Origin of the sequence: Bradyrhizobium sp., from assembly GCF_035701725.1 — a bacterium.
In the GTDB taxonomy this organism is placed as follows: domain Bacteria; phylum Pseudomonadota; class Alphaproteobacteria; order Rhizobiales; family Xanthobacteraceae; genus Bradyrhizobium.
Window position 1 is genome coordinate 1 of record NZ_DASSRP010000254.1, and the last position, 12,996, is coordinate 12,996.

The 12,996-nt window shown below is 61.8% G+C and carries 13 protein-coding genes; 3 read left to right on the forward strand and 10 right to left on the reverse strand.

Going from position 1 to position 12,996, the window contains the following annotated elements; all coding sequences use genetic code 11:
- The 8 genes from scpA to VFL62_RS15015 all read right to left on the reverse strand — a co-directional run.
- A partial coding sequence (gene scpA / locus VFL62_RS14980; protein WP_325173161.1) for a methylmalonyl-CoA mutase occupies positions 1–1,755 on the reverse strand: 1,755 nt, incomplete at its 3' end.
- A 38-nt stretch (positions 1,756–1,793) separates the two neighbouring features.
- The gene (locus VFL62_RS14985) at positions 1,794–2,258 is read right to left on the reverse strand and encodes a GFA family protein (protein WP_325173162.1); all 465 of its coding nucleotides are present in this window, start codon (positions 2,256–2,258) and stop codon (positions 1,794–1,796) included.
- Entirely contained in the window at positions 2,255–4,123 is a 1,869-nt protein-coding gene (locus VFL62_RS14990; RefSeq protein WP_325173163.1) for a methylmalonyl-CoA mutase family protein, read from the reverse strand. Before VFL62_RS14990 ends, VFL62_RS14985 begins: the two co-directional genes overlap by 4 nt.
- Positions 4,124–4,195: 72 nt before the next feature.
- Positions 4,196–4,687, reverse strand: coding sequence for a 2-amino-4-hydroxy-6-hydroxymethyldihydropteridine diphosphokinase (gene folK / locus VFL62_RS14995; protein WP_325173164.1), 492 nt, complete (start codon positions 4,685–4,687; stop codon positions 4,196–4,198).
- The gene (gene folB / locus VFL62_RS15000; RefSeq protein WP_325173165.1) at positions 4,687–5,055 is read right to left on the reverse strand and encodes a dihydroneopterin aldolase; all 369 of its coding nucleotides are present in this window, start codon (positions 5,053–5,055) and stop codon (positions 4,687–4,689) included. Before folB ends, folK begins: the two co-directional genes overlap by 1 nt.
- On the reverse strand, positions 5,052–5,909 hold the full coding sequence (gene folP / locus VFL62_RS15005; protein WP_325173166.1) for a dihydropteroate synthase: 858 nt from the start codon (positions 5,907–5,909) through the stop codon (positions 5,052–5,054). The genes folB and folP overlap by 4 nt, the downstream gene beginning before the upstream one ends.
- Before the next feature lie 115 nt (positions 5,910–6,024).
- Complete coding sequence (locus VFL62_RS15010) at positions 6,025–6,432, reverse strand: DUF4332 domain-containing protein (protein WP_325173167.1); 408 nt, start codon at positions 6,430–6,432, stop codon at positions 6,025–6,027.
- Positions 6,433–6,457: 25 nt separating this feature from the next.
- Positions 6,458–6,823 (reverse strand): DUF2267 domain-containing protein, encoded by a 366-nt coding sequence (locus VFL62_RS15015; protein ID WP_325173168.1) that lies wholly within the window; start codon positions 6,821–6,823, stop codon positions 6,458–6,460.
- A gap of 328 nt (positions 6,824–7,151) precedes the next feature.
- Between VFL62_RS15015 and VFL62_RS15020 the strand changes: the two genes are divergently transcribed.
- From VFL62_RS15020 to VFL62_RS15030, 3 genes are all read left to right on the forward strand, one after another.
- Positions 7,152–8,708: a helicase HerA-like domain-containing protein gene (locus VFL62_RS15020; RefSeq protein ID WP_325173169.1), complete on the forward strand. Its 1,557-nt coding sequence runs from the start codon at positions 7,152–7,154 to the stop codon at positions 8,706–8,708.
- An 84-nt stretch (positions 8,709–8,792) separates the two neighbouring features.
- Entirely contained in the window at positions 8,793–10,094 is a 1,302-nt protein-coding gene (locus VFL62_RS15025; RefSeq protein ID WP_325173170.1) for a glycosyltransferase family 87 protein, read from the forward strand.
- A 32-nt stretch (positions 10,095–10,126) separates the two neighbouring features.
- On the forward strand, positions 10,127–11,521 hold the full coding sequence (locus tag VFL62_RS15030) for a M20/M25/M40 family metallo-hydrolase (RefSeq protein WP_325173171.1): 1,395 nt from the start codon (positions 10,127–10,129) through the stop codon (positions 11,519–11,521).
- Positions 11,522–11,561: 40 nt separating this feature from the next.
- Here VFL62_RS15030 and VFL62_RS15035 read toward each other — a convergent pair whose 3' ends face one another.
- Together VFL62_RS15035 and VFL62_RS15040 are read right to left on the reverse strand one after the other, a co-directional pair.
- Positions 11,562–11,969 (reverse strand): hypothetical protein, encoded by a 408-nt coding sequence (locus VFL62_RS15035; RefSeq protein ID WP_325173172.1) that lies wholly within the window; start codon positions 11,967–11,969, stop codon positions 11,562–11,564.
- Between the two features lie 187 nt (positions 11,970–12,156).
- On the reverse strand, positions 12,157–12,936 hold the full coding sequence (locus tag VFL62_RS15040; protein ID WP_325173173.1) for a class II aldolase/adducin family protein: 780 nt from the start codon (positions 12,934–12,936) through the stop codon (positions 12,157–12,159).
- Positions 12,937–12,996: the final 60 nt, after the last annotated feature.

Consider the following 12,996-nt stretch of genomic DNA (forward strand, 5'->3'; position numbering starts at 1 on the left):
GATGCGCGGCCTGCGCCCTTCCGCCTCCTCGAAGGCGTCGATCAGCGCCTGCACCTTCTCGACACGGTTGGACATGGTCGAGGCCTCCCGTTTGTAGACGCCGGTGATGGATTTGATTTCGGCGCGGTGGCGGCCGAACACCTTCTCCATGGCATCTGAAATCTCGCCGACGGTAGCCTTGGCACGCGCCGCATCGATCGCGAGTGCCAGAAGATTGCCGTTACCTTCGCCCGCCGAGCGGGTCAGCGCGGCGAGCGCTTCGGTCACAGCCTTCTGGTCGCGCTCGCCGCGCAGCCGCTTCAGCTTGTCGATCTGGAGCCGGCGGACATTGGAATTGTCCACCTTAAGAATGTCGATCGGCGCCTCGTCCGACGGCTTGTACTTGTTGACGCCGATCACGGCCTGCTTGCCGGCGTCGATCCGGGCCTGCGTCTTGGCGGATGCTTCCTCGATCCTGAGCTTCGGCACGCCGGCCTCGATCGCCTTGGCCATGCCGCCGAGCTCTTCGACCTCCTGGATATGGCCCCAGGCCTTGGCGGCGAGATCGCGGGTCAGCCGTTCGACATAATACGAGCCGCCCCAGGGATCGATGATTCTTGTCGTGCCGCTTTCCTGTTGCAGGAAGAGCTGCGTATTGCGGGCGATCCGCGCCGAAAAATCGGTCGGCAGCGCCAGCGCTTCGTCGAGCGCATTGGTGTGCAGCGACTGGGTGTGGCCCTGGGTGGCCGCCATCGCCTCGATCGTGGTGCGCATGACGTTGTTGAAAACGTCCTGCGCGGTCAGTGACCAGCCGGAGGTCTGGCAGTGTGTGCGCAGCGACAGCGAACGCGGGTCCTTCGGATTGAACGGCTTGAGCAGCTTGGCCCAGAGCAGCCGCGCAGCCCGCATCTTGGCGACTTCCATGAAGAAGTTCATGCCGATCGCCCAGAAGAACGACAGCCGCGGCGCGAAGCGGTCGACATCGAGGCCGGCTTTGAGTCCGGCGCGCAGATATTCGACGCCGTCGGCGAGCGTATAAGCGAGTTCGAGATCCTGCGTCGCGCCGGCTTCCTGCATGTGATAGCCGGAGATCGAGATCGAGTTGAACTTCGGCATCCGCTGCGAGGTGAACGCGAAGATGTCGGAGATGATCCGCATCGAGGGCGCCGGCGGATAGATATAGGTGTTGCGCACCATGAACTCTTTCAGAATGTCGTTCTGAATGGTGCCCGACAGTTTTTCCGGCGGTACGCCTTGCTCTTCGGCTGCGACCACGAACAGCGCCAGGATCGGTAGCACCGCGCCGTTCATGGTCATCGACACGCTCATCTGGTCGAGCGGAATGCCGGCAAACAGCGTGCGCATGTCGTAGATTGAATCGATTGCAACGCCCGCCATGCCGACGTCGCCGGCCACGCGCGGGTGATCGGAATCATAGCCGCGATGGGTCGCGAGATCGAAGGCGACCGAGAGGCCCTTCTGGCCGGCGGCGAGATTGCGGCGATAGAAGGCGTTGGAATCTTCAGCCGTCGAGAAGCCGGCATATTGCCGGACCGTCCACGGCTGATTGACATACATGGTCGGGTAGGGGCCGCGCAGATAGGGCGCAATCCCGGGCCAAGTCTCGAGGAAATCGATGCCGGCAAGATCAGCCTCGCCATAGACCGGCTTCACCGGAATGCCTTCCGGCGTCAGCCACGGTTCGGCGTTGCCCGCAGCGCCCGCGGGCGCGGTGGGTTCGAAAGCGAGGTCTGCGAAGTTTGGTATGCGGCTCATGGCTGCTACGTTATCACAAACGAGTTCTCGAAGTGCCGTTAATCATGATCCGGGTGCTGGTGGCTGACGATGCCGCTCAGCTTCTCCTGGCCATAGTTCTGCAACGTGGTCTGGCTCGGGAGGTTCGCGATCGCCACCACCCAGCCGAGCCTGGATTCGGTGCCATATTGCCGGATCGGGACCAGCCGGTCGGGCCGGTCGAAGGCACCGGTCATGATCTCGATCCGTGGCCCGTCGATGCGGCGGAAGCTCAAGGGCGTGCCGCAATCCCGGCAAAAGTCGCGCTCGGCGATTGAGGAGGAGCGGAACGCCGCCGGCTCGCCCCGGGTCCAGGCGAAATCGGTTTTTTCAACGTCGGCAAAGGACGCAAACGGGGCGCCCGCCGCCTTCTGGCACATCCGGCAATGGCAGATGCTGACCTTGATCGGTGGCGCCGACAGCGCAAAACGGATCGCCCCGCATTGGCAGCCGCCGGTCAGAACAGGTTTTTCAGCGTCGTTCATGCGGTCTCCGCAAAATGATGCGCCTGTTGCAGGGCAGCGAGCGCGTCACCGCCGGCAAAGATGAACTCTTTGACACCGGCCGCGCGCAATGCAGACTCCCGTTCGCCGCCGCGCCCTGCCAGATAGATATGTCTGGCGCCTGCGGCTTGAAGGGCCTTCGCCACGGCTTCGGCATGGTCGACATAAACCGCATCGGATGAACAGATGCAGACGAGCGGTGCCCCGGAAGCTCGAAATGCCGCCTTGACGGCTTTCGGGTCTTCGAACCCTTCCGATGTCACGGCTTCGATGCCGCCGGTCTCGAAAAAGCTTTTCGCAAAGGTCGCACGCGCGGTGAAATCGGACGGCAAGCCGAGATTGGCGAGAAAAACTTTCGGCCGTGCGCCCTTCTTTTTCAGCGCCTCGTCGGAGCGGTCGCGCAAGTGCTCAAAAGGCGCGGCAAGCCGCATCGCGGCCAACGGTTCGAACGTGATTTTGGCTTCGTCAGGCGCAAGCACGATCGGCTTGACATCGAGCGTTGCGACCTGCGCTTCGTTCAGGTTCGGAAAAGCGCTGGCGCCGGTCAGCACATCCTTGCGTCTTGCGATATTGGCTTCGCGCTTCGCCCTGACCGCGGCGACCTTGCGCTGGATCAGATTCTGTTCGAGCGCTGCGAAAACGCCACCGGCCTTTTCGATGGCCTGAAACTCTGCCCAGGCCGCCTCGCAAAGCGCCTGCGTCAGGCTTTCGATGCCGCCGGCGCCAGCGGCGGGGTCCGACACTTTGGCAAGGTTGGATTCTTCGAGAAGGACAAGCTGCGTATTGCGGGCGACGCGTCGCGCAAAGGCATCAGGCAGTCCAAGCGCCAGCGTGTGCGGCAGCACCGTGATCGCGTCCGCGCCGGCGAGCCCCGCCGCAAAGGTCGCCATCGTGGCGCGCAGCATATTCACGTAAGGGTCGCGCTGGGTCAGCATCCGCCAGGCGGTCTCGGCGGCGACGAAAACCGGCTTCGGCATCAATCCGCAGGCGGCCTCGACCCGCCCCCACAACAGACGCAACGCGCGGAATTTTGCCATCGTCAAGAACTGATCGGCGTCGGCGGCGAGGCGGAACGCGATTGCCGCGCGCGCCGCATCTAATTCGATGCCGCCATCTTCCAGCATCCGCAAGTAGGCGACCGCCAGTGACAGCGCGAACGCCAGCTCTTGGACCTCCGATCCGCCGGCATCATGGACGGCGCGGCCATCGGCCAGCACGAACGGACCGCGGAAGCCGCGCTTCATCAGCCCGCCGACCACGGCGGCAAATGGCTTGGCCATCTCATTCCATGGGGCAGGCGCCCGGCCGCGCACCGCCATCGTGCTCAGCGCCTGATAGTTGAAGCGAAGATCAACTTTTGCGGGATCGATGCGCCGTTGTTCGATCATGTCGGCCAGCAGTTCGCCGGCATTGCCGCGCCCGACCACCGGATGGATCGAAATCGAAATTCCCGCATCGACGAAGATGCCCTGGAACAGCCGCTTCATGGTTTCGGGCGTCGCATCGGCGATGCCAAAGCCACGCCCGCCCGGACCCCCGGCAAATTCGATCTCGATCCCGCTGGCTCCGTTCTCGAGATCATGGACCGCCAGTGCATTGGCTGCGACAGCGTCCGGATGATCGATCCGCTGCATGACTTGCCAGGGCGTCGCCGCCGGCCGGCCTGCGATCGGAGCCGCGTTGGCGGCGCGCCGATAGATCGGCTCAATGGTGAGCCCGTCATAGGTCTTGCTGACCAGCTTCTCGAACGGCGCGCCTTTGAGGACGCCGTCGACCAGCTTGCGCCAGTCCTCGAAAGAGGCGGGCGCAAAATCCGCGGCCAGCGACAGTTCGTCAGATCGTGTCATTTCCGAAACATCGTCATTGCGAGTAGCCGAAATTGCCACGGGCGCGCCGTCAAGCCAAACGGTGTTTTGACCTCAAAGAGGGTCGGGCAGGCGTTCAATTCCGTCCGTCGACAGCCCGGCCAAGGCGGAAGCCACCCTGCGGCCGCCGATCACGCGGTCGGGCGCGATCTCGGCAAGCGGGACGAGTACGAACGCGCGTTCGAACAGACGTGGATGGGGCAGCGTCAGTTCCGGCTTTTGAAGCGAGACGTCGTCATAGGCGATCAGATCGAGGTCGAGCGTCCGCGGGCCCCAGCGGGTCTCTTTGGCACGGTCGCGGCCGAATTTGGCTTCGATCTTTTGCAGCGCGAACAGCAGTGCATGCGGATCAAGCGGTGTGTCGATCTCGATGCAGGCGTTGACGAAGGGAGCCTGTTCGACGTCGCCCCAGGGCGGCGTCGTGTAGTCGGAAGACCGCGCCAGCAATGCGGCCTGGGTCATGCCGCAGATATTGGCGATCGCGTTGCGGAAGGTCGTGCGAACATCGCCGACATTGCCGCCAAGCGCGATCAGGGCGTGCGGCATCAGACTTTCCGTACGCGTGTCAACACGATGCCGACGTCATCGAAGATCGCCGCGATCGGCGCATGCGGCTTGTGGACGGTGATCTTGACGGCGCTGACTTTCGGAAAGGCCCCGAGCACCGCCTCGGCGACGGCGCCGGCGGCGCGTTCCAGCAATTTGTAGTTGGTGTCCTTGAACGCGGCGGTCGCGGTCGCCACCACGTTGGAATAGGAGACGGTGTCGGCCAGGCGATCAGTGCGGGAGGATTCCGACAGGTCGGCCGAAAGCTCGAGGTCGATGACGAAGCGTTGGCCGACCTCGGTTTCATGGTCCATGACGCCATGGCGGGCGTGGATAACGAGGCCGGTGATGAAGATCGTATCGCTCATTGCTTGTCCCAAATGGCTGAGGCGACCCGCAGCGCCTGCACGGTCTCGGAGACGTCGTGGGTTCGGATGATCCGCGCGCCGGCTTTGGCCGCAATCACGTGCGCGGCGATGGAGCCGCCGAGCCGCTGGTCCGGTTCCGATGCCGACACGGTCGAGATGAAGCGCTTGCGCGAGGCGCCGACCAGGAGCGGCAGCCCGAAGCTGTCGAACTGCGCGAGCCGCGCCAGCACCGTCATGCTCTGTTCCGGCGTCTTGCCGAAACCGATGCCGGGATCGAGAGCGATCTGCGCGTGCGAAATCCCGGCCTTTGTCGCGATCTCGAGCGAGCGCGAAAAGAAGTCGGCGATATCTGTCATGATGTCGATCTGGGGATCGGCCCGATCGCGGTTGTGCATGATCACGACCGGGCAGCGGCGCTGCGCAATCAAACGCGCCATATCGGAATCGCGCTGAAGGCCCCAGACGTCGTTGGCAATGGCCGCGCCTTGATCGAGCGCCCAGGCGATGACGACAGCTTTCATGCTGTCGATCGAGACGGGAATTCCGAGCCCGACGACCCCGGCCAAAATCGGCCGCAGACGTTGTATCTCCTGATCGGCGGAAATCGGTTGCGCGCCATACGGACGGGTGGATTCGGCGCCGATGTCGATGATGTCAGCACCCTCCGAGACCATGCGACGGGCGTGAGCCAGTGCGTTTTCCGGCGCAAGGAAGCGTCCGCCGTCCGAGAAGGAGTCGGGCGTGATGTTCAACACCCCCATGACGAGCGGATACGGTCCAGACAGCCGCTCAGGCCAGGTCCGATGGTCCGCCGAGGCCGTCCCAGGGGTGGTTCCGGGCGACGTCGCGATCATGCGGTCGCTTTGCGCGGTCAATGCCGGAGTGTCAAGGGAGCAGGCGTCGGGTTGCGGTCCGGACCTGCCGACGGCGTCAAACGGGCAACGCTAAAAGCAATTTTAGCAAGTCATCTTAGTAGGTGATTTTGGGCTGTAGCTTGCGCGCCTTGGCGATCAATTGCTCGACCGACTTCTCCGAAGGCAGAACGCGGACAAGCTTCCGCCGAATGTTCACTTCTTTCATGTTCTGAGCCAGCCGCGCCGGATTTCGAAGGGCCAGCTCGCGGACCGTCGGCACGCCGGCGGCGCGCACCAGGCCGACCTTGGCCCTGCCCATGCCTGGAATCCGCATGTAGTCGGAAAAATTGGCCCATTCCAGCAGCTGCTGCTCGCTGATGCCGGTCTTGGCCGCAAGCGCTTTTCGCCCTTTGACGGTTTTCGCAGCTTCCAGCAGGCGATCCGTGGTGCGAATGCCGACCGACTTGAGTTTCGACGCCGCGAAAGAGGGGAGGCCATCAATCTCGGAAAGTGGATATGTCATGATTTTTCGAATGTGAAATGTGTTTTCAAGCGAACTGATTGAGGCCAGGGGTGGCCGCAACGATAGCGCCCATCTGATCCTCGCCAATTTTGTCCCGGCCAAATCGGAACAGTTCCCGCGCGATGCTCTGGATGTCGTTGACGCCGAGGCCCAATGCCATCAGCCGGGTACCGACGGCCATCAAACCGCCACCCATCAGCTTCGACAGGCCGGCGGTGCTCTCGGATGCGGAGATTGCCGCTTCGGCTCCGGGGATCTCATCGATCAAGGCTTGAACCTTGTCAGAAGGTCCTTCACGGCGAAGGAAGCCCAGCATGATGCCGATGGTCTCTTCAGCCACAGCACCTTCGATGCCGACTTTTGCAGCCAGCCGCCCCGTCAGCTCGTCCATTGTGCCCCATCCTCGGCCGGCTTGTTGGCCGGGTCCGTACTCGCGATTTATCTTGATCGGGTGCGAGACGAATTACAAGCGATCACCACCGCCGCGCCTGTGATTCGGATCGCAGGTGTTGCAGCAATGCAAGAGCAAGAGACGATTTCGTACCTTGACGGATGCATTTCGCACCAAATTCGATGATGCACGGCGACAAAATCGGTCGAATGGGCGCCGATTGAAGCGTGATTGTCTCTCTCATTCGTTCGTCAAAGGTTCAATCGGCTTGCGACATGCCTTATAAAAGGGGTGACTGCGCGTCGATCTGCGCAACAAAGGCGATGTAATGGCGACAACAGATATTCAGACCGCCGATACCGTTGAAAAGATATTTATTGGCAAGGGGGAACAGCCGGCCTGGCTGACGCTTGCGCTCGCCAACCGGCACGGGCTGGTCACAGGCGCGACCGGAACGGGAAAAACCGTCTCGTTACAGGTGATGGCCGAAGGATTCGCACGCGCCGGCGTTCCAGTGTTCGCGGCCGACATCAAGGGAGATCTGTCGGGCATTTCGGAAGTGGGAGAGGCGAAGGACTTCATCCTCAAGCGCGCGGGTGACATGGGGCTCACCTTCCAGGCTGACCAGTTTTCGACGGTGTTCTGGGATGTGTTTGGCGAGCAGGGTCATCCGGTGCGCGCCACCGTCTCGGAGATGGGGCCGCTTCTGTTGTCGCGTATGATGGACCTGAACGATGTTCAGGAGGGCGTACTGAATATCGCGTTCCGCGTCGCCGACGAGCAGGGGCTGCTGCTGCTCGACATGAAAGACCTGCGCGCGATCCTGACCTTCATTGCCGAACATGCCGCCGAATTGACGACCCAGTATGGAAACGTCTCCAAACAGACGGTGGGAACCATTCAACGTCAGCTCCTTGTGTTGGAAAACCAGGGCGGCGACAAGTTCTTCGGCGAACCGGCGTTGGATTTGAAGGACTTCATGCGCACCGACCGCGATGGCAGGGGCATGGTCAATATCCTGGTTGCCGACAAGCTGATGCAAAGTCCACGGCTATACGCGACCTTCCTGCTTTGGATGCTGTCGGAACTGTTCGAGCAGTTGCCGGAAGTCGGCGATCCGCCGAAGCCCAAGCTCGTCTTCTTCTTCGACGAGGCGCATCTGTTGTTCAACGATGCACCGAAAGCGCTGATGGAAAAGATCGAGCAGGTGGTGCGGTTGATCCGCTCCAAGGGCGTCGGCGTCTATTTCGTCACGCAGAATCCGATCGACGTGCCCGACAAGGTGTTAGCGCAATTGGGTAACCGCGTGCAGCACGCGCTTCGCGCCTTCACGCCGCGCGATCAGAAGGCGGTTACGGCGGCGGCCGAAACGTTTCGGCCAAATCCGAAGCTCGACACCGCGCAGGTGATTACCCAGCTCGGCAAGGGCGAGGCGCTGGTATCGTTCCTGGAAGGCAATGGCATTCCAGCGATGGTCGAGCGCGTCATGGTGCGGCCGCCGACGGCGCGCATCGGGCCGATCACGCCGGAGGAGCGCAAATCGATCATCGACAACAGCCCGGTCAAGGGGAAATACGACACCGCGATCGATTCCGAATCCGCCTACGAGGTGTTGCAAAAGCGCGTGGCCGGCGCGGCCATGGGAGGTGGCGGGGGTATTCTCGGGCAGGTCGGCGCCATCGTGGGCGCGATCTTCGGGACCAACACGCCACGCAGCCGATTGTCGACCGGCCAGTTGATCGCGCGTAATATCACGCGCTCGGTGACCAACAAGGTGGTCGGCGGCGCGGTCGCCGATCTCGGCAAGTCGGTCGGTGGCTCGATCGGCGGTTCGATCGGCCGTTCCATCGTTCGTGGAGCGCTCGGCGGGCTGCTGCGACGATAGAGCTGGTGCGGCAAATTGAAGTTCCTATCAACTTCGCCGCGCGTCATTGCCGGTTTGATCTTCCTTCCACTCAGAAAGTGAGGCGTGTTGAGACTTCCGTCCTTACGAGCGCCGCTCGATGTGCTTTTCCTGGTCTGCTGTCTGATCCTGACCGCCGACGTTCTCGGCCCCGAAATCTTCGGCCACGGCAAGACCAAGGATTATCCGCTCTGGTATTGGGCCGGGCAGCAGGTCCTGCAGGGCGGCGATCTTTACCCGCACGATCCTCATACGGTCTTCGCCTTTCTCTATCCGCCGCTGCCGGCGATGCTGCTCGCGATTCCGGCCTATTTCGGAAAAATTCCGCTCTATCTTTGCCTGTCGCTGCTCAACGCCATCGCATGGTGGATGACGGCGCAGTTGTCGAACGCGATGAGCGGCGACAGCGAGACCACAGGTCCGTGGCTCGCGGCGTTGCCGTCAATCGTCATGATTACCTTCACCTTCGATATGTTCGATCTCGGTCAGCCCAATCTGGTGCTGCTGGCGATGATGCTGTGGGGCTTCTGGCTCCTGCAGCACAATCGTCCGTGGAGTTCGGGAATCCTGTTTGCGCTCGCGACCGCGATCAAGGTCTTTCCGATCGCTGTGCTTCCATATCTGGTGTGGCGGCGGCAATGGGCTTCCGCCGTAAGCACGGTGGTCTTTCTCGCCGCTCTTCTGATCGTGGTTCCAGCTCCGATCCGCGGCTACGCGCACAATCTTTCCGAACTGAAGACCTGGTATCGGGGCATGGTCGGGTCGAGTTCAGAGGCCGGCTTCGGACAGCGCGACGATCAGAACTGGTCATGGATGAACCAGTCGCTGATCTCGTTGACGCATCGTCTAACCCGTCCGGTCGACTACAACCAGGACAATCCGAACAGCCGGCCGGCCTACATGAACTTGCTCGATCTCGACTTCAAGGCCGCGAACTGGGTGGTGCTGGGCGTTGCCGCCGTCATTGGTCTTGGCTTCATCACCGTGATGCCCCCGGCCTCGCGCCGGACGCCGCGTTCGGATGCGGAAGAGCTCGGCATCCTGTTCTGCCTGATGACGGTCGCTTCACCCCTGGCGCGTCAGTATTACTTCATATGGCTGTTCTTCCCGCTGACGGTGCTGCTCCATCGCGCGGCTCATGATATCCGCCCCGCGATGCGCAAGGTAAGCTGGATCGTGCTCGGGATATCTGCCTTCCTGATCTGCCTGTCGCTTCCGCCGTTTCCGCATGCCTGGCAGGCCTATGGAAATAACTTTCTTGCCACGGTTGTAATGGCGGCGGGGCTCGCATGGCATCTCCTGCATCCGGCGGATGAAAAGGCCGGTTCGCAGGTTAGCTCCTTGTCCGCCGCGGGGCGCGTGCCGTAAAGTAACCTCAGAAAACCAAGGGAAGATCGGTGATGTCCGACGTCGCGCAGCTCAACAAAGTTCTCGACCATGTCGATGCGGATTTCGACAACAGCCTGACGCGATTGTTCGCGCTGTTGCGGATCAAATCGATTTCGGCCGATCCGGCTTTTGCCGGCGAATGCAAGGCGGCCGCCGATCATCTGGCCAAGGACATCGCCTCGCTCGGATTGGCGAGCGAGGTCAGGCCGACCGATGGTCATCCGGCCGTTGTCGCTAGGTCCAGCGGCAAATCCGGCGGTCCTCACGCTTTGTTCTATGGCCATTACGACGTGCAGCCGGTCGATCCCCTGAACCTCTGGCACCGGCCGCCATTCGAGCCTGTGGTGACTGATCATGCCGACGGGCGGAAGATCATCGTCGGGCGCGGCGCCGAAGACGACAAGGGCCAATTGATGACCTTCATCGAGGCGTGCAGGGCATGGAAGTCGGTGACGGGTTCGCTGCCGCTCAATCTGACGATCGTCATCGAGGGCGAGGAGGAGGTCGGTTCGAAGAATTTCGTTCCCTTCCTGGAAAAGAACAAGGCGGACCTGATGGCGGACTACGCGCTCGTTTGCGACACCGGTATGTGGGACCGGGATACGCCGGCGATCACGACCTCGCTGCGGGGACTCGTATATGAGGAAGTGAAGATCAAGGCCGCCAACCGCGATCTGCATTCGGGCATCTTTGGCGGCGGCGCGCAAAACCCCATTCGCGTCCTGACGCGTATTCTGGGAAGCCTTTTCGACGATGACGGCCGCATCACCATTCCCGGCTTCTATGATGGTGTGAAAGACTTGCCGGCGGATATTCTGGAGCAGTGGCGCAAGCTCGACCTGACGGCGGAGAAATTTCTAAAGCCGATCGGTCTGTCGATCCCGGCCGGCGAAAAGGGCCGTCTCCTGATCGAGCAAATCTCGTCGCGCCCGACCTGCGACGTCAACGGCATTGTCGGCGGCTATATCGGTGAAGGCTCAAAGACCGTGATCCCGGCCGAAGCCTCTGCCAAAGTCTCGTTCCGCCTGGTGGAGGGACAGGACCCGAACAAGATTCGCAATGCGTTCCGCGAATACGTCAAGGCGCGGTTGCCTGGAGACTGCCGGGCCGAATTTACCGACCACTCCAACGCGCCGGCGGTGGCGCTCGACTGGAACATGAAGCCGCTGGCGGCGGCACGGCGCGCGCTCGCCGAGGAATGGGGCAGGGACGCGGTGCTGATGGGGTCGGGCGCCTCGATCCCGATCGTGGCGGACTTCAAGCGCACGCTTGGTCTGGATTCGCTTCTGGTCGGCTTTGCGCTCGACGATGACAATATTCATTCGCCGAATGAGAAGTACGACCTCAGAAGCTTCCACAAGGGCATTCGCTCCTGGACGAGAATTCTGGCCGCGCTCGCGCACTAGATCCTTCCGGGTGCATAAAGTGCGGGGTGGCGCGCCAGAGCTATTGCTTGGCTGCGTCATCCGCGGTCCGCCGCATCACTTCCGCGGCTTCCGGATGTCGGCGATAGTAGTCGCATGCTCCGGGTTTGGACGCGCGCTCAAGGCCCGCTTGTCTTGCGGCCTCCACCAGTTCTTCGTCTTCCTTCAAATCAAGGACCGCCTGTTCTCTGACACTGGCGAGATAACTGTCCCGGCTCCGGGTGCCGGCATCGCCGGGCAAGACCTTGCAGCCGACGGCAAAATAAATGTCCTTGACGCGGCGTACGAACTTGGCGCGGCGCTCCAGATATTTCTGTTTGATTTTGACGGACAGGCCCTGTTTGGGCTGATCGGCTTGTTGCGCATTTGCTGCAGGCATGACGGCCGTTAACGCGATGGCGACGGCGACAATCCAGACGACCTTCTTCATGATTTTTCCCCGCAAACCCCGCGACATCTAATCGCAAGCCATTCGGGGCGGCAATACGCACTGCAATATGTGCGGCGGAGCAATAGGGCGACGACCTGACGTAAAAACGCCGCCCGGAATTGAGCGGCGTTTGATCTCAGGTGTGTAGAGGTATGTGGAAAGACCCTACACCGGATCGTCTCATCTTTCAATTCTTGTAGCTAGGGTCCAATCGGTCGAGCTTGCGCAGCAGCGGCGGCCAGACCAGCGTGGTCGAACGCAATTCGGCGCGTTCTGGATTGTCGAGCAGCCGGGTGTTCTTGTCGATCACATCAGGATCGACCGGGTAGGCAGTCGGTCCCAGCATCCGCGTGCGCACCTGCATGGTGCAGGCGCGTTCCAGGTGGAACATGCGTTCAAAGGCCGAGGCAACCGAGCGGCCGACGGTCAGCGTTCCGTGATTGCGGAGCAGCATGTGGTTCTTGTTGCCGAGATCGCGCTGCAAGCGCGGGCGTTCGTCGTGATCGAGCGCAATGCCCTCATAATCGTGATAGGCAAGATCGAAAGTGACGAGCTGCGCGGTCTGATTGAGCGGCAGCAGGCCTTCCGCGCAACTGGCGACCGCCGTGCCGTCCGGCGTGTGCAGATGGATCACGCAGCCGGCATCCTCGCGAACTTCGTGGATCGCCGAGTGAATGGTGAAACCGGCCGGATTGATATGGTACGGCGTCTTGCTCAGCAGGTTGCCGTCGAGGTCGACCTTGACCAGGCTGGAAGCCGTGATCTCGTCGAACATCAATCCGTAGGGATTGATCAGGAAGTGATGCTCGGGCCCGGGTACCCGCGCGGAGATGTGGGTGTCGACCAGGTCGTCCCAGCCGTAGTAGGCGATCAAGCGGTAACAGGCCGCAAGATTGACGCGCTGGCTCCACTCGGCCTCCGTCATTCCCGACGGCACTTCCTTCAGACGAGCTTCCGCTGGCGACATGAGGCTTTCTCCCAGTAATAAATGATTGAGATGAGCCTATTCCGCGCGCCAAGGAGCGAC

Excerpts from the sequence above, each read along its gene's own strand:
- VFL62_RS14985 (WP_325173162.1), bottom strand. The coding sequence starts at position 2,258 with ATGAACGACGCTGAAAAACCTGTTCTGACCGGCGGCTGCCAATGCGGG.
- VFL62_RS14990 (WP_325173163.1), bottom strand. The coding sequence starts at position 4,123 with ATGACACGATCTGACGAACTGTCGCTGGCCGCGGATTTTGCGCCCGCC.
- folK (WP_325173164.1), bottom strand. The coding sequence starts at position 4,687 with ATGCCGCACGCCCTGATCGCGCTTGGCGGCAATGTCGGCGATGTTCGC.
- folB (WP_325173165.1), bottom strand. The coding sequence starts at position 5,055 with ATGAGCGATACGATCTTCATCACCGGCCTCGTTATCCACGCCCGCCAT.
- folP (WP_325173166.1), bottom strand. The coding sequence starts at position 5,909 with ATGATCGCGACGTCGCCCGGAACCACCCCTGGGACGGCCTCGGCGGAC.
- VFL62_RS15010 (WP_325173167.1), bottom strand. The coding sequence starts at position 6,432 with ATGACATATCCACTTTCCGAGATTGATGGCCTCCCCTCTTTCGCGGCG.
- VFL62_RS15015 (WP_325173168.1), bottom strand. The coding sequence starts at position 6,823 with ATGGACGAGCTGACGGGGCGGCTGGCTGCAAAAGTCGGCATCGAAGGT.
- VFL62_RS15020 (WP_325173169.1), top strand. The coding sequence starts at position 7,152 with ATGGCGACAACAGATATTCAGACCGCCGATACCGTTGAAAAGATATTT.
- VFL62_RS15030 (WP_325173171.1), top strand. The coding sequence starts at position 10,127 with ATGTCCGACGTCGCGCAGCTCAACAAAGTTCTCGACCATGTCGATGCG.
- VFL62_RS15035 (WP_325173172.1), bottom strand. The coding sequence starts at position 11,969 with ATGAAGAAGGTCGTCTGGATTGTCGCCGTCGCCATCGCGTTAACGGCC.
- VFL62_RS15040 (WP_325173173.1), bottom strand. The coding sequence starts at position 12,936 with ATGTCGCCAGCGGAAGCTCGTCTGAAGGAAGTGCCGTCGGGAATGACG.